Source organism: Nigerium massiliense (assembly GCF_000826085.1).
GTDB classification, from domain to species: Bacteria; Actinomycetota; Actinomycetes; order Propionibacteriales; family Propionibacteriaceae; genus Propioniciclava; species Propioniciclava massiliense.
Map to the genome: position 1 here is coordinate 1,190,832 of NZ_CCYM01000003.1, position 19,173 is coordinate 1,210,004.

The 19,173-nt window shown below is 70.3% G+C and carries 24 protein-coding genes; 13 read left to right on the forward strand and 11 right to left on the reverse strand.

What is annotated here, in order from left to right:
- Positions 1-150 precede the first annotated feature (150 nt).
- The 3 genes from BN1187_RS11945 to BN1187_RS11955 all read left to right on the forward strand — a co-directional run bounded on the left by BN1187_RS11945 (position 151) and on the right by BN1187_RS11955 (position 2,280).
- On the forward strand, positions 151-906 hold the full coding sequence (locus BN1187_RS11945) for a helix-turn-helix transcriptional regulator (RefSeq protein WP_040162008.1): 756 nt from the start codon (positions 151-153) through the stop codon (positions 904-906).
- An 89-nt stretch (positions 907-995) separates the two neighbouring features.
- Complete coding sequence (locus tag BN1187_RS11950) at positions 996-1,778, forward strand: VOC family protein (RefSeq protein WP_040162010.1); 783 nt, start codon at positions 996-998, stop codon at positions 1,776-1,778.
- 31 nt (positions 1,779-1,809) lie between these two features.
- Positions 1,810-2,280: a VOC family protein gene (locus BN1187_RS11955; protein WP_040162011.1), complete on the forward strand. Its 471-nt coding sequence runs from the start codon at positions 1,810-1,812 to the stop codon at positions 2,278-2,280.
- A 55-nt stretch (positions 2,281-2,335) separates the two neighbouring features.
- Here the strand turns inward: BN1187_RS11955 and BN1187_RS11960 are convergent, their stop codons facing one another.
- From BN1187_RS11960 to BN1187_RS11970, 3 genes are all read right to left on the reverse strand, one after another.
- A complete protein-coding gene (locus BN1187_RS11960; protein WP_082034680.1) occupies positions 2,336-3,367 on the reverse strand; it encodes a VOC family protein in 1,032 nt (343 codons plus the stop codon).
- Between the two features lie 113 nt (positions 3,368-3,480).
- On the reverse strand, positions 3,481-3,729 hold the full coding sequence (locus tag BN1187_RS11965) for a hypothetical protein (RefSeq protein WP_040162014.1): 249 nt from the start codon (positions 3,727-3,729) through the stop codon (positions 3,481-3,483).
- A gap of 35 nt (positions 3,730-3,764) precedes the next feature.
- Complete coding sequence (locus BN1187_RS11970) at positions 3,765-4,514, reverse strand: amidohydrolase family protein (protein ID WP_040162017.1); 750 nt, start codon at positions 4,512-4,514, stop codon at positions 3,765-3,767.
- Between the two features lie 244 nt (positions 4,515-4,758).
- Between BN1187_RS11970 and BN1187_RS11975 the strand changes: the two genes are divergently transcribed.
- Positions 4,759-5,583 (forward strand): hypothetical protein, encoded by an 825-nt coding sequence (locus BN1187_RS11975; protein ID WP_072042106.1) that lies wholly within the window; start codon positions 4,759-4,761, stop codon positions 5,581-5,583.
- On the opposite strand, the gene BN1187_RS11980 is transcribed toward BN1187_RS11975, so the two are convergent.
- On the reverse strand, positions 5,580-6,110 hold the full coding sequence (locus BN1187_RS11980; RefSeq protein ID WP_235750668.1) for a pyrimidine dimer DNA glycosylase/endonuclease V: 531 nt from the start codon (positions 6,108-6,110) through the stop codon (positions 5,580-5,582). The two genes, BN1187_RS11975 and BN1187_RS11980, sit on opposite strands and share 4 nt — an antisense overlap.
- Here BN1187_RS11980 and BN1187_RS11985 point away from each other — a divergent pair.
- The gene (locus tag BN1187_RS11985; RefSeq protein WP_040162020.1) at positions 6,094-7,428 is read left to right on the forward strand and encodes an FAD-dependent oxidoreductase; all 1,335 of its coding nucleotides are present in this window, start codon (positions 6,094-6,096) and stop codon (positions 7,426-7,428) included. The genes BN1187_RS11980 and BN1187_RS11985 overlap by 17 nt on opposite strands.
- On the opposite strand, the gene BN1187_RS11990 is transcribed toward BN1187_RS11985, so the two are convergent.
- Positions 7,425-8,405 carry a helix-turn-helix transcriptional regulator gene (locus BN1187_RS11990; protein ID WP_040162024.1) on the reverse strand — a complete coding sequence of 327 codons (981 nt, stop codon included), beginning with the start codon at positions 8,403-8,405 and terminating at the stop codon, positions 7,425-7,427. The two genes, BN1187_RS11985 and BN1187_RS11990, sit on opposite strands and share 4 nt — an antisense overlap.
- Positions 8,406-8,497: 92 nt before the next feature.
- Here BN1187_RS11990 and BN1187_RS11995 point away from each other — a divergent pair, with 92 nt between their 5' ends.
- Positions 8,498-8,863: a VOC family protein gene (locus BN1187_RS11995; protein ID WP_040162026.1), complete on the forward strand. Its 366-nt coding sequence runs from the start codon at positions 8,498-8,500 to the stop codon at positions 8,861-8,863.
- Between the two features lie 93 nt (positions 8,864-8,956).
- On the opposite strand, the gene BN1187_RS14090 is transcribed toward BN1187_RS11995, so the two are convergent.
- Both BN1187_RS14090 and BN1187_RS12005 read right to left on the reverse strand, forming a co-directional pair.
- The gene (locus tag BN1187_RS14090) at positions 8,957-9,172 is read right to left on the reverse strand and encodes an SHOCT domain-containing protein (RefSeq protein WP_040162028.1); all 216 of its coding nucleotides are present in this window, start codon (positions 9,170-9,172) and stop codon (positions 8,957-8,959) included.
- A gap of 3 nt (positions 9,173-9,175) precedes the next feature.
- Complete coding sequence (locus BN1187_RS12005) at positions 9,176-9,469, reverse strand: SHOCT domain-containing protein (RefSeq protein WP_040162030.1); 294 nt, start codon at positions 9,467-9,469, stop codon at positions 9,176-9,178.
- A 143-nt stretch (positions 9,470-9,612) separates the two neighbouring features.
- Here BN1187_RS12005 and BN1187_RS12010 point away from each other — a divergent pair, with 143 nt between their 5' ends.
- The 6 genes from BN1187_RS12010 to BN1187_RS15060 all read left to right on the forward strand — a co-directional run bounded on the left by BN1187_RS12010 (position 9,613) and on the right by BN1187_RS15060 (position 13,561).
- The gene (locus BN1187_RS12010; RefSeq protein ID WP_052462653.1) at positions 9,613-10,800 is read left to right on the forward strand and encodes a sensor histidine kinase; all 1,188 of its coding nucleotides are present in this window, start codon (positions 9,613-9,615) and stop codon (positions 10,798-10,800) included.
- Positions 10,801-10,855: 55 nt separating this feature from the next.
- Entirely contained in the window at positions 10,856-11,518 is a 663-nt protein-coding gene (locus BN1187_RS12015; RefSeq protein ID WP_040162033.1) for a response regulator, read from the forward strand.
- 355 nt (positions 11,519-11,873) lie between these two features.
- Positions 11,874-12,260 (forward strand): TfoX/Sxy family protein, encoded by a 387-nt coding sequence (locus BN1187_RS12020; RefSeq protein ID WP_040162037.1) that lies wholly within the window; start codon positions 11,874-11,876, stop codon positions 12,258-12,260.
- A 127-nt stretch (positions 12,261-12,387) separates the two neighbouring features.
- A complete protein-coding gene (locus BN1187_RS14710; protein WP_218184649.1) occupies positions 12,388-12,675 on the forward strand; it encodes a hypothetical protein in 288 nt (95 codons plus the stop codon).
- Positions 12,666-13,079, forward strand: a complete 414-nt coding sequence (locus BN1187_RS15055; protein ID WP_261795316.1) for an aminotransferase class I/II-fold pyridoxal phosphate-dependent enzyme — start codon at positions 12,666-12,668, stop codon at positions 13,077-13,079. The genes BN1187_RS14710 and BN1187_RS15055 overlap by 10 nt, the downstream gene beginning before the upstream one ends.
- Entirely contained in the window at positions 13,007-13,561 is a 555-nt protein-coding gene (locus BN1187_RS15060; RefSeq protein WP_261795333.1) for an aminotransferase class I/II-fold pyridoxal phosphate-dependent enzyme, read from the forward strand. Before BN1187_RS15055 ends, BN1187_RS15060 begins: the two co-directional genes overlap by 73 nt.
- A gap of 466 nt (positions 13,562-14,027) precedes the next feature.
- On the opposite strand, the gene BN1187_RS12030 is transcribed toward BN1187_RS15060, so the two are convergent.
- From BN1187_RS12030 to BN1187_RS12045, 4 genes are all read right to left on the reverse strand, one after another.
- Positions 14,028-14,432, reverse strand: a complete 405-nt coding sequence (locus tag BN1187_RS12030; protein WP_052462654.1) for a hypothetical protein — start codon at positions 14,430-14,432, stop codon at positions 14,028-14,030.
- 187 nt (positions 14,433-14,619) lie between these two features.
- Entirely contained in the window at positions 14,620-15,099 is a 480-nt protein-coding gene (locus BN1187_RS12035) for an AAA family ATPase (protein WP_072042063.1), read from the reverse strand.
- 18 nt (positions 15,100-15,117) lie between these two features.
- On the reverse strand, positions 15,118-15,936 hold the full coding sequence (locus BN1187_RS12040) for an AAA family ATPase (protein WP_040162043.1): 819 nt from the start codon (positions 15,934-15,936) through the stop codon (positions 15,118-15,120).
- 510 nt (positions 15,937-16,446) lie between these two features.
- Complete coding sequence (locus BN1187_RS12045; RefSeq protein WP_052462655.1) at positions 16,447-17,169, reverse strand: TetR/AcrR family transcriptional regulator; 723 nt, start codon at positions 17,167-17,169, stop codon at positions 16,447-16,449.
- 87 nt (positions 17,170-17,256) lie between these two features.
- Between BN1187_RS12045 and BN1187_RS12050 the strand changes: the two genes are divergently transcribed.
- Positions 17,257-19,014, forward strand: a complete 1,758-nt coding sequence (locus tag BN1187_RS12050) for an oleate hydratase (RefSeq protein WP_040162046.1) — start codon at positions 17,257-17,259, stop codon at positions 19,012-19,014.
- Positions 19,015-19,173 lie beyond the last annotated feature (159 nt).

Below are 19,173 nucleotides of genomic sequence, written 5' to 3' on the forward strand. Positions count from 1 at the left end.
CTCTTTCGATGGGTTGCGGGCGACGCCTGTCACGGCGGGCCCGCGGCGACGGGGCCCGCGAGGCGTCCCCAGGATCCTAGGCCCCTGAGCCTCCTGCCCCCTGCCCTCTGCCCTTGTGGGGCTCTCCACCGCACCCTTTACACTCGCCCCGTGGGGACGACACCGCACGCCCAACCACCCGGAGACGCCGCGCTGACGGCAGCCTTCGCGCTGGCGCGCGAGCGCTTCGCGGACGGTCTGACCGTCACCGACCTCGCCGACGAGGCCGGCTACAGCCCGTTCCACTTCACCCGCCTCTTCACGGCCGCGCGCCGCGTCCCTCCTGGCCAATACCTCACCGCGCTGCGGATCGAGCAGGCCAAGCGGCTGCTGCTCACCACGTCCGACGCGGTGATCGACGTCGCGACCGCCGTCGGTTTCGACTCCCTGTCGAGCTTCAGCCGTCGCTTCCGCACCGCCGTCGGGGTCACACCGGCCGGGCTGCGAGCGCTCGCCGACCGGGTGTCCGACCGTCCGGTGCGGCCGTTCCGGCTCGGCGGCGATCCGGCTGACCGGGTCACCGTCGTCCCGAACCTTCCCGAACCCGAGCGCGGCCAGGACTGGCAGCTATGGCTGGGCTGGTATGCGCAGCCCGTCCCGGTCGGGTTGCCGAGCGTCGGCGTCCTCACCGAGGGCACCGGGACCGTTCGCCTGCCGCTGTGCCCCGGATCGCCGTGGCTGTTGACCTTCGCGGTCCGCGAGCGCGCCGGCGTCCTCGATCAGCTGGCGCCGTCGCAGCCCCTGGTCGGGCTCCACCCCGAGCCGCTCACCGCGCCGCAGACCGTCACGATCACCTACTTCCGCGCCAACGCGGACGAGTTCCCCCTTCTCAGCGCGCTGCCGAGCATGGATCACCGGCGGCGCTGAGCCCTACCGACTGCGCACGATCGGACAAACCGCACCGGCGTCCGCCCTCGTAGCGTGAAGCCATCGACCTCGATCAAAGGAGAAAGCTCATGTCCCGTCCGCTCGGCACCCCCACCTGGACCGATCTCGGCTCGACCGACCTGACCTCGAGCAAGGCCTTCTACCAGTCCCTGTTCGGCTGGACGTTCCACGACTCCGGCGAGGAGTACGGTCACTACAACATGATCAGCGGCACCGCCGGGCTCGTCGGCGGCGCGATGGACGTCTCGGCCATGACCTGCCCGAACGGCGATCCGATGACCAGCAGCTGGGACGTCTACCTCGAGGTCGACGACGTCGATGCCCGCACCAAGCTCGCCACCGAGCACGGCGCGCACGTCCTCGCTGAGCCCGGAGACGTCGGCGACGCCGGCCGCTTCTCGATGGTCCTCGATCCCACCGACGCGGTCGTCGGTCTGTGGCAGAGCGGCGACACCCAGGGCTACGCCTTCACCGGCGGCGTCGGGACGCCGGTCTGGTTCGAGCTGATGACCCAGCGGTTCCAGGAGTCCGTGGACTTCTACACCGCCGTCTTCGACTTCAAGCCGGCGAAGATGGAGGGGGCCAACTACGTCACCAACGGCGCGGGCGACGACGCCAGCAGCGGCATCTGCGACTCGAACGGCTGGATCCCCGCGGAGATGGGCTCGTTCTGGCGGCTCTACCTCCGCGTGGACGACTGCGACGCCGCCGCGCAGCGGGTGCAGGAGCTGGGCGGGCGCGTTCTGGACGGCCCGGAGGATTCCCCCTTCGGACGCCTCGCCACCGTCGCCGACCCCGCAGGGGCCATGTTCATGATCATCGACACCGAGCGCACCGGCGACCGCGCCTGACCGCCGTCCTGGCTACGTGAGGAGAAACAACATGACCGACGCATCGACCTGTCTCTGGTTCAGCTCCGAGGACGCCCCCAAGGCCATCGAGCTCTACACGACGCTCATCCCCGGTTCCCGGGTCGTCGAGACGCAGCAGTTCGACAACGAGCAGCAGACGGACCACTCCGTGTCCATCTGGACCATCGAGATCGCCGGACGCACCACCCACGTGATGGGCGCGGACCACTCCGAGAGGTTCACGACCGCACACTCGATGTGGCTGATCGTCGACGACCAGGAGCAGCTCGACCGCGTCTGGGACGGCTTCCTGGCCGCCGGCGGCACGGAGATGCAGTGCGGCTGGATCGTCGACCCGTTCGGCCTGCCGTGGCAGGTGCTGCCCGCGGCCTGGGAGCGCCTGACCAGCGGGGATCCCGCCCGGGCCCAGCGCGTCGTCGAGGCGCTGTGGCAGATGGTTCGCATCGACGTCGCCGCCCTGGAGGCCGCTGCACGCGGGTGAAAACGAAACCGAGCGCCCGGACACACCGTCCGGGCGCTCGGCGTTCGGGGACCCGTCAGCGAAGGACGCCGGCGCGGTCGTCCGCCCAGTCCTGCGCGGACGTGACCGGCAGGGTCATCGTCAGCTGGGTGTTCCACGGGTCGCGGGTCACGATGGAGCGGCCGTCGTCAGCGAAATCGACGCCGCGGGCACGCAGACGTGCGGCGAAGCCATCCAGCGCGGCGCGGTCGGGGACGGTGATCGACACGTCGCCCAGGCCCAGGGACGCGGCGCGCGGGCCGGCGCCGTAGCTGTTCCAGACGTTCACCGCGATGTGGTGGTGGTAGCCGCCGGCGGAGACGAACAGGGCGCTGGGGATGCCGGAGAACGTGATGTCGAAGCCGACCGTGTTCACGTAGAAGTCGCGCGCGCGGTCGACGTCGCCGACCTGCAGGTGGACGTGGCCGACCCTGCCCTGCTGGTCCGTCACAGCGTCCAGCACGGCGCGGTCGAGGTGCTGGTTGAGGTACGCGCGCGGGTCGAGGTAGGTGGTGTCCATCTGGGTCTGGCCGTCGATGATCGTCCAGGTGTCGCGCGGACGGTCCCGGTAGAGCTCGATGCCGTTGCCCTCGGGGTCGGTGAAGTAAAAGGCCTCGCTGACCAGGTGGTCGCTGGAGCCGACGAAGCGGCTGCGGGGCTCGGACGCCGCGCGGTACACCGTCGCCGCCAGGCTCTCCTGCGAGTCGAAAAGGAACGCGCTGTGGTACAGGCCGGCCTGCGCCGGATCCACGCCCGGGAGGTCCGGGGAACTCACCAGGCGCACCATCGGGGTGTCCCCGCGGCCCAGCACCCGCTGGACGTCGCGGCGTCCGGCCTTCTCGGCCAGCGGCTCCAGCGCGAGGGCCAACTCGTAGTAGGAGGCCATGTTCTCCAGGTCGCCCGCGATGAGGGTGACGGCGTCCATGGACGCGGCGTCATCGAGGTGCGCGTGGTCGCCCGGATCGGCGTCGGTGGACGCCTGGACGTAGCCCACGTGATCGGTGACGTCCTCGGCACCAGGGTCGAGGCGGCCGGACAGGGACGACGCGGGAGCGCTGGTTTCGTTCATGTCCAAGACAACGCCCCGGGGTCGACGACGATTCCGCGATGACGGACTGTACTTTCACTTTCAACGATTGAGGGTTCACTTAACGGACCCGGCCCGCCCCCGCCTGCCAGGGGTCAGTGGATGCCGCCGCGCGCGGCGATCTGCTCCGCGATCCAGCGGGCGGTCTCGCGGCGGCAGATGCCGGGATCCTCGAAGTGCACGCCGAAGATGCTCGTGATCTCGGTGAGCGTGGGGATGCCCTCGAGCGACGCGATGGCGTCCGCCTCGGCGCTGTACTCGTCATGCGGAGCGCCGGCGGCGATGAGCCCGGCGGGGTCCGCCTCGGCCAGAATCGTGATGAGCGCGTCGCGCGAGATAGCCATGCCCGGAGCCTAACCGGCCCGCACGAACAACTCCGTCACGCCCGGTAGAACGCCGCGGCGTTACCCCAGAACACGGCCGGGATCTCGTCCGGCTCGAGGACGCCGCGGACGATCTCGAGGTCGGCGTCCTCGAACGGCCGCCGGGCCCGCGTCGAGGGCAGGTCGGTGCCGAGCATCAGCGCGGTGGGGTCGGCGTCCATGATCGCCCGCACCGTGGTGGCCGGGTCGAGCTCGACGCGTCCGAAGCCGGTGGCCTTCACCTTCACGCCCCGCTCGACCAGCCGCAGCAGCGTCGGCAACCCGTCGGCGTGCAGGCCCAGGTGGTCGATGCTGACGGCCGGGAGGGCGGCGATGCGGCGGAAGAGGCCGGGCAGTGCGCGGGCGTCGATGTACAGCTCGCAATGCCAGCCGGCCAGGTCGAAGACGCGCCGCGCCAGCCCCTCCAGGTCGTCCAGGGACGCGGATCCGCCCCGCCGCACGTTGAACCGGACGGCCCGCACCCCCGCCTCGTGCAGGCGCACGATCTCGTGGTCCGGGGTGTCGGCGGGGATCTGCGTGACCCCGACGAAGGACGGCCCCAGCGCGCGCAGCGCCCCGACGAGGTAACCCTGGTCGAACGCCTGGAACGATCCCGAGACCACGGCCCCGCCGGCGATCGGCAGCGCGGCGGTGCGCGCCCGGTAGTCGTCCACGGTGAACGGGTCGGGCAGGTACCCGTCGTTCTCCACCAGGGGATAGGCGGGGTCGATGATGTGCAGGTGGGCGTCGAAGATCGGCTGGGTCATGCGAGCCCCTCCCTCCCGTGCCGGGTGGATGCCAGACCGGGTGCGGTGCGCGGACCCGGCCCCCGGCAACGCCGGTCGGAACTCCCGCATCGGCAGCGCGTTCGGTGCGCCGCTCCTTCCCCGTGGCCCTCAGCGTAGCCGCGACCGGGCAACGCGTCGTTCGCGGCTGTGCCGCTCCCCCACCGGGTGGGCGATCACCTTCGACGCTGGGCGCGCCTCGCCCGGGACCCCTATCGTGTTCGCCATGACCCAGGGACAGCCCCAGGGGCGCCCGACCTCCGTCCCCGACAGGCTCATCGTCACGGTCGCCGCTGCGGTGTGGATCGCCGGGACGCTCGTGGGCATGGGCTGGGTGGGCCAGGCCCCGGACGCCGCGCAGGGCGAGGGGTTGTTCTCCGACCACGCCACCCTGCTCGCGCCGTACAGGCCCGCGTTCTCGATCTGGCCCGTGATCTACGTCTTCCTGGCCGGATACGTCGTGTGGCAGTGGCTCCCGGTCGCCGCGCGCTCGCGGTGGGCCGCCGCGACCCGGTGGCCCGCCGCGGCGTCCCTGGCCTTGAACGGGCTGTGGTTGGTGGTGGTCTACCAGGGCTGGATCGGTGGGTCGGTCGTGGTGATGGCCGCGCTTCTGGTCTCGCTGGGCGTGCTCGTCCTCCGGCTCGACGCGCTGCCGCCCGAGGGCTGGTCGAGCCAGGTGTTCCTGGGCGCCACGTTCGGCCTCTATCTGGGATGGATCTGCGTCGCCACGGGCGCGAACATCGAGTCCTGGCTGGCCGCGCTGGGGGTCGCCCAGGGTGGCGGGCCGGCGACGGCGCTGGCCGCGGGGATCATCGCGTTGGTGGTCGTCATCGCCCTCGCGCTGCTGCGCCGGACCCCGCATCCGGTGACCCGGTGGGCGTTCGTCGCGGCGGTCGTCTGGGGGCTCGCCTGGGTCGCCGTCGGACGCCTGCGGGGCATCCTGGTGAACGGGGTCGTGTCGGTGGTCGCGGTCATCGCCGCCGTGATGGTGGTGGTGATGGCCGCGGCGGTACGAGCCGACCGGACGCCCACGCCCCAGCCCAGAAGCTAATCAGGGGGCGGGACGCTCGCGCGTTCCCAGCCCTCGACCGCACCGGCCACGACTCGGAAGAGCGGGTGCGCGGACGGGCGTCCCAGCCTCGGCAGCCACGCGGCGTCCCGGTTCCGGACCTTCGCCACGAGGAGGTCGAACTCCAGCTCCAGCTGGCCGCGGGTCACCGTCAGCGACCCGGCGTCCGCGGGCTCGGACGCGATGAGGCTTGTGTTGAAGTGGTAGCCGCGGACGGCGGCCTCGTCCGCGAGCGGCAAGAGCCAGCCGGCGATCAATGCCGCGGGCTGGCCGCCCTCCCGGAACCTCTCCAGCTGCGGGTGGTGGCGGTAGCCCTTCGTCCTGCCCTGCAGCACCTTCTGCGCGAGCAGGCCCTCGCGCCAGCCGGCCACGAGCGCCGCGCGATCCAGCAGGCTCGGGTGAAGGCTCCACAGCCGCATGACCACCTCGGTTTCTCGGGACTGTCGCCCGTAGGTGCGATACTGGCGTCCCGTCCCGGACGAGAGGAACGCCATGGCCGACGCGACCACGAACGTCATTATCGTCGGCGGCGGCCCGGTCGGGCTCGCGGCGGGGCTGTTGCTGGCGGCGCAGGGCCGCACGGTCACGATCGCCGAGGCCAGGGACGAACCGGTCCTCAGCGACGCGAACAGCTACCCCATCGGCGTCAACCCGCGCGGAAAGCAGGCGCTGCGGCGCATCGATCCCGCGCTGGAGGACGTGCTCGGCGAGCACTCCGAGACGGTCGCGGGCTGGCGGATCTACGCCGGAGGACGCCTCGTCGCGAAGCTCGCCAGCGGCACGGTCGTCTCGACGACGCGGGCGGCGCTGACGCGCATCCTGTGGGAGCGAGCGTCCACGGACCCGAACGTCACGCTCCTGACCGGGCACAAGCTCGCCGGGCTCGACGTCGCCGCCCGGACGCTGACCTTCGACACCGCCGGGGGCCCCGTGACGTGGGACGCCGCGCAGGCGCGCGTGATCGCGGCCGACGGCGTCTGGTCGGCCGCCCGCCGGAGCCTGGCCGCGCAGCTCCCCGGCTTCGCCCCGCGCGTGGACGAGTGGGGGCTGAGCTTCCGCGTCCTGTATTCCGCACCCGGGGCCGCGGCGCCCGGCCTGGACCCCTCGCTGCATTACATCTTCGGCGGCAAGGGCATCTACACCGCCACGCTCGCGGACGGCGTCTGGGGCGTCGTCACCACCGCGGTGCACGGCTCGGACGAGGAGGAGCTGCTGAGTGCCACGGCGGCGACGCCCGAGCGCGTCCGGGCGCTGCAACGTTTCGTCGCCCAGCACGCTCCCCTCGCGGCTCCGCTGCTCACCGAGCAGGACTACGCCGATTACTTCACGCGGGGATCGTTCACCGGGGCGGTCGTGCGGTGCCCGACGCTCAACGCCGGCGAGTGGTTGGTGCTGATCGGGGACGCCGCGCACGCGGTGATCCCGCCCACCGGCGAGGGCGTCAACGCCGGGCTCGAGGATGCCTACCTGCTCGCCGAGCACCTCGCGTCCGGGTCGGCCACGCCGTTCGCCGACTTCAGCGCAGCCCGGACGCCGGACCTGGACGCCCTGGCCGCCTACGCGTGGCACCTGATGCAGAACGTGAGGTCCACCGACCCGGCGTTCCGGGTCGCGAACGTGGTGATGCGCATCCTGACCGCGGCCGGGCGCCCGTTCGGCGCGAAGGCCAGCCTCGTGGAGGACGCGTTGTTCGGGCCGCAGTCCGACCGGACGCCGTACCGCGAGATCCTGCAGCCGTGGCTGGATCAGCGGGACCGCGTGTTCCCGGTCGTGTACCGCATCGTCCAAGCCGTCCGCGGGGTGGCCCGCACCGTTCGACGTCGCTAGCCGTCCCGATCGGACACGGCGACGTGGTCCCCGGGGGCGTGCTCCGTCATCAGGTGGCGGGCCAGGTCGTGGATTCGTTGGACCGCCTGCGGTGGGTCGAGGACGCGGATGTGGTCGCCGAATTGCAGGAGTTGGCGCACGGACTCGACATCGGGGTAGGCGACGGTGATGGTGACCCACCCGTCGGCGGGCTCGGTCACGTCGGTGAGGCGGGTTCCGAGGATCCTGGCCGCCAGGTCCAATCGGGTGGCGCGCAGTCGGGCACGGATCTCGACGGACGCGGTCGAGGCGAACGAGGTGAGCAGTTCGCTCCAAACGCTGGCGAGGGATTGGTCGGGTCGCACGTGCGCGGCCTCGTCGAGGACCTCATGGCTGACGATGCGGGTCGCGTTGAACATGCGGGGCTCGCCCGCGACGTCGCCGACCAGGTACCAGGCCGCCTGCTTGCTGACCAGGCCGTAGGGGTCCACGAGGTAGGTGTCGGTGGACGCGCGGCCGCTGTGCCGATAGGCGATGACGACGCGACGACCGCGCCGAGCCGCCGCCAGGAGCGTGGAGAGTTCGAGCGTCGAGGGCGGCGTGAACCACCCGGAGCCGTCGATCATGAGGACGTCTGCCAAAGACGCGGCGTCCGAGGAGAGGCGGCGCGTCGCTGCGTTGAGCTTGTGGTGCGCTTGCGCACTGACAGGGCCGAGGCCGATCTGGGACAGCTGCTCCGTGTTGAAACCCACGGCGCTCAGGAGCTGGAGCTCCTGGGGCTCGAAGCGGGACAAGTCGAGTCGCGCCCGCGTGTCGAGCACGATCCCCCCGTGGCGACCTCGCTCCGCGTAGACCGGCACCCCCGCGGCGGACAAGGATTCGACATCGCGCAGGATGGTGCGGGTCGATACCTCGAAGCGATCGGCGAGTTGTTGCGTGGTCATGCGAACGTGCACCTGGAGCAGCAGGACGATCGCCATCAGCCGAGACGCCTTCATGCAGACATTCTCCTCGAATACATGACAGGAACTGTCGCGTATGGGTCCTTGACTGGGTCCCGTCAAAGGAAACCTTCGACGAGAGGACCGTCATGCCGGCACCCAACCTGTTCCTGATCTACGTCCAGGACGCGGAGCGCTCCACCGCGTTCTACAGCGACTTGTTCGACATCGAGCCCAGCTTCACCAGTCCGCGCTATGTCGCGTTCGAGGTGGCTCCGAGCGTCTTGTTCGCGATCTGGACCGGGCGCAACGAGCACGCCACCCCCGAGACGCCGCGCACCAGCGAGATCGGTCTGATGGTCCCGCGCTCGGCTGCGGCCGTCGATGACATCTACCAGCAGTGGGTCGCCAAGGGCGTCCGCGTGGTCGAAGAGCCCCGCGACGACGTGTTCGGCCGCACCTTCGTGGTCGCCGACCCCGACGGGAACCTCATCCGCGTCAGCCCCACCGACTGACCCTCAGCGGACGCGGCAGGCGGCGGCCACCCGGGATCACCGGGTGGCCGCCGCACTGTGGGAACTGGTCGAGGGTGATGCGGCCGGAGGCCGTCACTTCTCCTGCAGCAGGCTCAGCCGCTCCAGGTACTCGTCGGGCGTGATGTCGCCGTTGGCGAGGCGCTGCGCGAGCACCGCCTCGGGGTCGTTGCGCCGGCAACACGCGCGGCCTCGGTCGGGGGCGCCGGCGGGGTCCCAGACGAACGGACCGATGCGTCCGGTGTTCTTCAACATGAGGACGAAGATGACGATGGCGAGAACGAGGAACATGTCTTACTCCTTGTCAGAATCGGGTCGGCGGAGGACGGAGGTGCGGGTGAGGTACTCCTCGGTGGTGATGTCGCCGGCGGCGAGCTTGGCCTTCAGGCTCGCCAGGGCGTCGTCCTCGGGGGTGCGGTGGGACGCGGTGGGACGCCCGCCCGAGCCGGCCCAGCGGACCGGGCCGACGCGGCCGTGGCGCAGCAGCATGATCGCCAGCACGACGATCAGCAGGGCGGTCAGGAAACCGCCGAACAGGTGGGGCCCGAAGGCTCCGGCCCCATGGAGGGGAATCAGCAAGGTGTTCATGTCTCCATCGAACGCTCGCGGCTCCTCGCGCTCATCGGCCCGGCCGACGATTCCGCGTAGCGTCCGGATGCGCCGCGTGACGGAGCGCGCTGTACGTCATCGGGCCGATGCCCACGGCCGATCCCCTGCGTAGGCTCCCCCTCGTGAGCACCCTGGCCCCCACCACCGGACGGCCCCGCGCGGAGTGGCGATCGTGGCTGCGCCGGGGGATCCTCGCGGTCTTCGCCGGCTCGACGATGCGGCTCGGCTGGCGCATCGAGCAGTCGCACGAGGCGTCACCGTCGTGGCCGCGAGTGGGACGGCTTGAGCCCGTCGACCTCGCCCCCATGCCGCCCGGCGTCGTCGCGTCCGTGATCGCCGCCGCGGTGGCGTTGCTCCTCGTCGACACGCTGCCGCGCTGGGCCGCGACCGTCGTGTTCGCCGCCTGCACGGGCTACCTCGTGCTCGGCGGACCGCCGTTCGGGGCCATGCCGGCCCTGGCTGTCGCGTGCGCGGCGATCACGCGGAGGCTCACGATTCGACGAACGTGGCCGTGGCTGCTCGCCGTGATCCCGGTCTACCTGCTCGCCGGCTGGGACGAACCGTCCCTGGGGCTGGGCGACCTGCGCGGCTGGGGGTCGCTCGCGTCCGTCGTCATGTGGACGTTCGTCCCCACCCTCATCGGGCTCCTCGCCCAGGGACGCCGCGAGGCGCATGCCCGCGCCCGCGCCGAGGAGCTGGCCCAAGCGGCGGCAGCCGAGCGGCTGCGGGTGGCGCGCGACATCCACGACGTGGTGGGGCATTCGCTGTCGATGATCTCGTTGCAGTCCGGCGTCGCTCTCAAGGTGCTGGACGCCGACCCTGCCCAAGCGCGCGCGTCCCTGGAGGCGATCCGGGGCTCGTCGAAGGACGCCCTCGCGGAGCTCCGCAGAACGCTCGGGGTGTTCCGCGACGAGGCCCCGCTCTCCCCCACGCCCGGGCTCGGCGCCCTGCCGGCGCTCGTCGACCAGGTGCGCGTGGGCGGCGTCCCGGTGGAGCTCGCCTTGCCCGAGCCGGGCGCGCCCGTCCCTCAGGCCACCCAGGCCGTCGCGTACCGGGTGGTGCAGGAGGCGCTGACGAACGCGGTCCGGCACGCGCCGGGGGCGTCCGTTCGGGTCACCGTCCGCAGGGACGACAGCCTCACGGTGACGGTCGCCGACGACGGCCGGCCGCTGGCCACCCCGCCGGTCGAGGGGTCCGGGCTGCGCGGGATGCGCGAGCGCGTCACGACCCTCGGGGGCACGCTCACGGTCACGCCGGGCACGCGCGGGCTGATCGTCGAGGCCGTCCTCCCCCTGGAGGAACCGCGATGACCGATCCGATCCGCGTCCTGATCGCCGAGACCGCCCTCTCTCTGGAGGAACCGCGATGACCGATCCGATCCGCGTCCTGATCGCCGACGACCAGCCGCTGGTCCGCATGGGGCTGCGGGCTCTCATCGCGGCCGAGCCCGGCCTCGAACTGGTCGGAGAGGCCGAGGACGGCCGCGAAGCCGTCGTTCTGGCCCGCCAGACGAGCCCGGACGTGGCGCTGCTCGACATCCGCATGCCGCACTCCGACGGCCTGGCCGCCCTTCGGGAGATCTCGGCCGACCCGCGGCTGGGCGGTACCCACGTCGTCATGCTCACCACGTTCGCGCTGGACGAGTACGTCTTCGCCGCGCTGGAGGGCGGTGCCGCCGGCTTCATCGTCAAAGACGCCGACCCCGACGACATCCTGCGCGCGGTGCGGGCGGCGACGTCCGGGGAGGCGCTGCTCTCGCCCCAGGTCACCCGGGCCGTCATCGGCCGGTTCGCCGGACGGCGTCCGGTCACCGACCACGCCCCGCATCCCGGCCTGGACGACCTCACCGAGCGCGAGCGTGAGGTGCTCGAGCTGATCGCGGAGGGCCTCAACAACGACGAGATCGCCGAGCGGTTGTTCATCTCCAAGGCGACCGCGCGCACCCATGTCGGGCACATCCTCACCAAGCTGGGCGCCCGCGACCGGGCTCAACTCGTGGTGATCGCTCACCGCGCCGGGCTCGGCTGAGCTGGTGACCTGTGCCGGCACGAACTCGGCCTGCTCGTCGAAACGTCTCGTTGTGGTCGTCATGCTTGCCCCTTCGACGCCGCCGCCCAGCGCCCGGCGTCAGTCCGGCGGTGAGCTTCGAAGCATAACGGGATTATCCTGCCACCAGAATTTTCGCCTCTCGGCTCCCGACCCTGTGACTAGGGGATACGCGACGGGCTGCCGGCACTCCGCGCAGCGAGTGGCAGGATAATCCCGTTATGCCCGCGACACGGGGCCTCGCTCGCCCTCGTCAGCGAGCGGCAGACTGAGGAAGCGAGCGGGCAGACTGAGGATCGACCGGTTCCGCGACCGCCGGGCACCGACAGGAGGACAGATGACCCCCGAGCAGACGACCACCCTCGACCGCCTCCGTGCACTGCTGACCCAGGACGCCGGAGTGCGGGACGTCCGCGAGGTCTCGATGTTTGGCGGCCGGTCGGTGATGGTCAACGGCAAGATGATCGTCAGTGTCCGCAAGGACGGCGGCCTGCTGCTGCGAGTGGACGCCTCCCGGCACGACGAACTGCTGGACGAACCGGGAGCGAACCCGGCGACCATGGGCCGCGACCGGCGCGACATGGGACCCGGCTGGATCGAGATCGAGCCGGCCGCGATCAGCGACGACACGGACCTGGCGAGGTGGATCGCCCTCGCGCTGGAGTACAACCGGGTCGTGACCGGTGGAACGGCGGAGCCCGACCCCGGCGCTGGATCTCGCTAGCCGTTGCGCCCTGGGCGTCCCGATCGCTCCACCCGGCCCGACCAACGCGGCCTCGCTCGCCGTTGCCCCCTCCGTCGCATCCTGGGACCTCGAGCCTGCCCCCGGAACCCTCTGATATCACGGGGCGATGTTCTCTTTCGCGCTGTCGCCGCTGTTCGCCGGCGTGACGTCCTCCCCGGTCCGCGACGTCCTGGCGCTCCTGGCGCGCACCGACGTCATCTGGTTCGCGGGCGGCACCCCCGACCCCGCGCTGTTCGAGTTGGACGACATCGCCGGCTGCTACGAGCACGTCTTCTCCACCCAGGGACGCCGCGCGCTGCAGTACGCGTCCACCGAAGGGGAGCCGGAACTACGCGAGCAGGCCGCGCGACGCCTGTCGCGCCACTGCCCACCACGGCGGACGACGTGCAGGTGACCTCCGGCAGCCAGGAGGGCCTCTCCATCGTGGCGCAGACCCTCCTCGCGCCCGGGGACGTCGTGCTGGTCGAGCAACCCACCTACCTCGCCGCGCTCCAGGCCTTCCACCTGACCGGCGCCGACATCGTCCCCGTCGCGACCGACGACGACGGCGTCCTGCCCGACGACCTCGAGGCGAAGATCGCCGAGTACCGGCCCAAGTTCGTCTACCTCATCCCGACGTTCCAGAACCCCACCGGGCGCACCATGCCACAGGGCGCCGCGAACTCGTGGCGGAGGCGCTGCAGCGCACCGGCACCGCCCTGCTCGAGGACGACCCCTACAGCGAACTGCGCTTCGACGGCGACCCCGTCGCCCCGATCGCCGCGATCTCCGGCATGGCGGCCCAGACGATCCTGCTGAACTCGGCCTCCAAGACCATCGCGCCGGGCACCCGCGTCGGCTGGCTCCGCGCGGAGGGGGACGTCCTGCGCTCGCTGGCGATCGCCAAGCAGGCGGTCGGCCTGCAGAGCCCGGTCCCGGAGCAGCTCGTCATCGCGCGCTACCTGGCCACCTGCGACCTGGACGCCCACGTGCGCCGCGTCGCCGACGTCTACCGCACCCGGCGCGACGCCCTCGTGGCCGCGCTCGCGCGGACGCTCCCGAGCACCGCGCGCGTCACCCGGCCCCAGGGCGGCATGTTCTGCTGGGTCGATCCCGGCAACGCAACCGACACGGACGCGCTGCTCCCCCGCGCCGTCGACAACGGCGTCGCCTGGGTCCCCGGGTACGCCTTCTACGCCGCCGCGCCCAACCGCGCGACCATGCGCCTGTCTTTCGTCACCAACCCTGTGGACGTGATCGACGAGGGGGTCCGGCGGATCGGCACGACACTCGGACGCTAGGGGCTTAGTTGGACGCGCGTGGCGCGATGACCCCCAGGTTGGGCAAGGAAGGCTTCACGGCCGCCCCGATGTAGGCAATCGTCTGATCGTGCATTCGCAAGCGTTGACGGCAGGCCACTGCTCGAGGCCCACCTCGGCGTAGACGGGACCCCACTCGGCGGCCTCCAACAGGACCATCTCGTACGGTGCCGGGATGTTGTCGGAGTCGAGGCACCAGATCTCCTCGCAGCCCGCGTACGGGCCGCTTGAGCCAGTGTGGAGCTGCCCAAGGGTGACGTCCTCGGCGTCCGCGCAGTCGTCCCGCTAGCCTTCTAGGCGGCAGTTGTTGTAGTAGGCGAGGCATGCGGGCCAGACTCGCGGGGTCGTGCCGGTGATCGTGGTTGGTGCGGACATGGTTAGGCACTCCTGACGGGTGCGGCGATCGCTGTCGCGGGGCTTCCCTGCACCGCGTCAGCGGTGCTCCCGCCTACTCGTCACGGGGCAACCGGCCCCCGCTGGCTCGGAACCACTCAGGCGCCGCCGCCCAGTCCTCGGGGTGGGAAATGGGCAGGAGGCGGTGCTGCTGCTCGTGGGTGCTGTCGTACGGGGTGCTCTCGTCGTGCTTCATGCGGGTGTGGTCCTTGATGAGCAGCATCTCAATCACCTGGGCGGCGGTCTGTAGATCAGTTGCGATCGACCCGGCGACGACGTCCGCTGGCGCGCTGACACGGCCCTGGCCGTCCCTGTCAACGTAGAAGCCCTCCTGAGCAGCCAGCGCCAAAGCCTCGCGCAGAGAGGCGTGCTGGTCGACGTCGACGAGGCAAACACACGTGTCGTAACCCTTGTCGCGCGCGGCGCCATCATCTCGCAACTGGACGCACTTCTCGATCACCTTCCGTGGGTCCTTGCCCGCCCCGACCGACCACCGTCGCAGTGTCTCGACTGCGGAGATGGGCGGCGAGCCGTTCAACGTACTGTGGTTCGGTCTGTCTGCCCTCGGAAACGACGAGGATGCGCGTCACAAGCCTGCGGGTCGGCCTCGCGGCTTGACGCTTCGGCCTCCTTTGACCTCCCATCAGCTACTCCAACCCCGTGGTCACCAGCGCCCCGAAGAGGCTCGGCGACAGACGAGGCGTCCCGCCATACCTCCCCGTCAGGTACCTCTTGGCCACATTGGCATCGGCATGGCGCGGGAAGTCGGCCAAACTCGTCAACTCAGTGACACCCTCGACGCTCTTGTCTGTGAACCACACCTGCTCCGGCTCGAGTGCCACCTCGCTCAGGGGAGAAAGGACATAGGACTCATGGCTGGTGAAAACGATTTGGCCCCCTCGCACGTTGACCTCGCTGTCCGCGAAGGCACCCAGGAGCAGGTCGAGCAGATGCGGATGCAAGCTGGCATCAATCTCATCGACGAGAATAAGCCCCCCCGTTCGGAGAGCCTCCAGAGCCGGGACCGCCGTGGCCAACCATGCCACCGTGCCATCGCTCTCGTCATGAATTGAGAACGGAGTGCAGTCTGCGTCAGCGCCCCGGTGTGTGAACAACAGTCGGCGCACGACCGACTCGAGCAGCGGTTAATCCAGGTTATCCGGCCCCTCCGCAGGCTCGCCCTCGGACTCCCCTCTCGGCTCCTCATCCACATTCATCGCTCGCATGAAGTTGCTAAAGGCCGCGCGTATGTGCTCCGGCATATCTCGCTCCTCCAACGAGACGTCGGTTACACCGATGTCGGCGACTTGGAGAAGGGACTGCAGATCCGTGAACGTGACGGAGCCGTCAGCGAGCATGTCGGCGATAGCCGCAAGTCTTGCTTCGCGGTGGGAGTGGTGCACCAGCACCAGGTCGACGTGCTCCGTCAGTTCAACGGCCACCGCATGGAAGGGGGATCTCGGCAGCTGGAGTGCGCGACTCAACACCAGCTCGCGGTCGGTCACCTCAGCGGAGGGCCTCAGCGTCTTCTCGGCACGATCGCGATCGAGCAGGGTGCGCCACCGGCTGGTCGGCACGTCGCGCAGCCACTCGCGCTTGACCCCACGCGCGTCGATCTCAAAGCCGTACGCGTGCCTTCTACCATCTACGACGAACTCCAACTCATACGTGCTGCTGGCGTCACGGCTTGCGGCCTCAAGACGGAAGGGCACCCGACGCATCGTGCGCGAAGCCTGCCAAGCCGTCGAGGACTCGGCGACAGCCGCCAGGGCGAAGTGGAGTGCGTCAACCACGGCTGACTTGCCCGTCCCGTTGCCCCCGAAAATACCCGCGATGCGGTAGGTGGCTGCCAACCAGTCGCCATCCTTCGGCTGCAGGGTCCGAAGGCTCGGGCGTGTGAGGTCCAGACTGACCTCGTCCCGGATGCTTCGGTGATTGCGCACCGTGAACTTGAGCAGGATCATGGACGCAAGGCATCACGCCAAGCCCGCCTTCTCGCGCGAAAACCGTTCAAAAGCGGCCGGTTAGACCTTTTTGCTCTCCCAACGATCCTCGGGATGCCGGACTTGAGTCACAGCCGGCTCATAGGTTAAATCGGAACTCCACCACGTTCGGTAGCCGAATAACCTTTGACGTAGATCGACTCCATGAGTGCTGAGCCTCGGCGGGCCGCCGTCTACATGCGGATCTCTCAGGATCGCGAGAACCGTCGCCTGGTGTGGACCGCGACAGGGAGGACGCCGAGGCGCTCATCAAGGCTAGCGGATGGACTCCAGCAGGGGACTACGAGGACAACGACATCTCCGGCAGTGGAGTTCTCCGATGGCGCCATCGCCCCCGCCCTGCTGAGCGAGGATCTGACGGTGGGCCCCACACGACCGCGGCGGGCACGCGCCTGCCGGCCGCGCGGCGGGCAATCGCGGCGGCGCTGGCCGGTGCCAGCGGCGGCCCGAACGGCCCGGACGGCTTCCGGGTCACCGGGCGGCGCCCGCCCCCGCCACCACGAGGTCGATGAGCGTGCGGAGCACCACATCGACGTCCTCGCCGTCGATCCGTCTCTGCCGGGAGCGGTTGAGCTCGGCCAGCACCCCGGCGACGATGAGGCGGGCGCCGGCCGCCGCAGCCGCACCGGGCTCCTCGCCGGCAGTGCCTGTCGCACCGTCCCGCGCCGCTCCGATCGCACCGGAAGCGTCGGCTCGGCCGTCCTGCAGGCGCGCGGCGATCTTCTCTTCGAGGCGATCGACGTGGTCGAGGACCCGCCGGCGATGCGGCATGTCCGCACCGAAGAGGATCTCGCGTGCGACCCACGTCGCAAGCTCGGACCAGCGCCGCATCGCGGTGACGAGCGGCGAGATCAGCTCCGCAATCCGGTCCGCGGTCTCCCCGCCCGCCGTCGCGGCGCCGGGCGCGGCGAACGCAGAGAGCGAAGGAGTGGTCGTCGCGCGCTCGTGGGCTCCCCAGAGCGCATCGACGACCATCATGAGCAGCTCGACTTTCGTCGCCGCGTACTGGAAGACAGTGCCCTCGGCCACATCCGCCGCGCGCGCGACCTCGCTCATCGAGGTCCGCTCGAAACCGCGCTCCTCGAACAGCGCGCGCGCCGCGGCGAGGATGCGGGCGCGCTTCTCCGCCTTCGCCCGCTCGCGCCTGCCCAGCGTCGCCGAGGGCGCCAGCTCCGTGTCATCCCGAGTGTCCATGCGGCCATTGTAGTCGACTCAATTCTGAGTACACTCAATATCGAGGCCGGGTGATCGGCATCCGGCACGCGACGGGAAGGATGGATCATGCAGCACACGGCAGGTAACTACGAGGCGTTCGCGCGTCCCCGCCCCGCACAGCACGCGCAGGAGACGAAGGCCTACATCGTCGGCAGCGGGCTGGCCGGGCTCGCGGCGGCCGTCTTCCTCATCCGCGACGCCGGGGTCCCCGGCGCCAACGTTACGATCCTCGAGAAGGGCGAGATCGCCGGCGGTGCGCTCGACGGCCTCGACGTCCCGGAGAAGGGCTTCGTCATCCGCGGCGGCCGGGAGCTGGAGAACCACATGGAGTGCCTGTGGGACATGATGCGCTCCATCCCCTCCCTGGAGCTCGAGGACGCCTCCGTGCTCGACGAGTTCTACTGGCTCAACAAGGACGACCCCAACTACTCGCTGCGCCGCGCCACCGTGCGCCGGGGCGAGGACGCCGGCCACGAGGGCCGCTTCGACCTGCCGAAGCGGGCGCAGAAGGACCTGTTGAAGATCTTCCTCGCCGAGCGTGCGGAGATGGAGGGCAAGCGCATCGACGAGGTGATGGGCCGCGAGTTCCTCGACTCGCCGTTCTGGATGTACTGGCGGACGATGTTCGCCTTCGAGGAGTGGCACTCCGCGCTCGAGTTCAAGCTCTACCTCCACCGCTTCATCCACCACATCGGCGGGCTACCCGACTTCACGGCGCTGAAGTTCACGAAGTACAACCAGTACGAGTCCTTCGTCCTGCCGCTCATGCACTACCTCACCGAGCACGGCGTCGTCTTCCGCTCCGGCACCGAGGTCCTCGATGTGGACTTCGCCCACCGCAACGGCGAGATCCGCGCCACCGCGATCCGCTGCCGCCGCGACGGCGCCGAGGAGACCATCGAGCTCGGCGAGCACGACCTCGCGCTCATGACGATCGGCTCGCTCGTGGACAACTCCGATGACGGCGACCACCACACGCCCGCAGCCCTCAACGAGGGCCCGGCCCCGGCCTGGGACCTGTGGAAGCGCATCGCGAAGAAGGACCCGGCGTTCGGGCGCCCGGAGGTCTTCTGCTCCTCGATCGAGGAGACGAAGTGGGAATCGGCCACCGTCACGACGCTCGATGAGCGCATCCCCGCCTACATCGAGCGCATCGCCCAGCGCGATCCGTTCAGCGGCCGCGTGGTCACCGGCGGCATCGTCACCGCCGAGGACTCCTCCTGGCTGCTGAGCTGGACGGTCAATCGCCAGCCGCACTTCAAGAAGCAGCCGAAGGATCAGATCGTCGTCTGGGTCTACGGTCTGTTCGTCGACGTCGACGGCGACTACGTGAAGAAGCCCCTGGCGCAGTGCACCGGCGAGGAGATCACCCAGGAGTGGCTCTACCACCTGGGCGTGCCCGTCGATGAGATCCCCGAGCTCGCGGCGACCGGCGCCCGGTGCGTGCCGGTCATGATGCCCTACGTGACGAGCTTCTTCATGCCCCGCCGCGCGGGTGACCGGCCGCAGGTCGTGCCGGAGGGGGCGGCGAACTTCGCGTTCCTCGGGCAGTTCGCGGAGACCGGCCGCGACACGATCTTCACGACCGAGTACTCGGTGCGCACCGGCATGGAGGCCGTCTACCAACTCCTCGACGTGGAGCGCGGCGTGCCGGAGACCTGGGGCTCCACGTACGATGTGCGCGACCTGCTCGAGGCCTCGGCGCGCATGCGCGACGGCAAGAAGGTGGGGATGCCCGGCCCGGCCGCGCTGCGCGGCTACCTGCGCGGCAGGCTCGAGCACGGGGAGATCGGCCAGCTCCTCGAGGAGCACGGCCTCATCTGAGTCCCGCCCACCGCGGGTGCGCCTCGGGCCCAGCCCCGAGGCGCACCTAGGCTGGTCCCATGTCGCCCACCCCGCCTGCCTGCTTTTCGACGAGACGTAGCGAAGGATGCCGAGCACCAGGGCGGACTGGAATCCGGTGCCGCGCTCGGTGATCGGCAC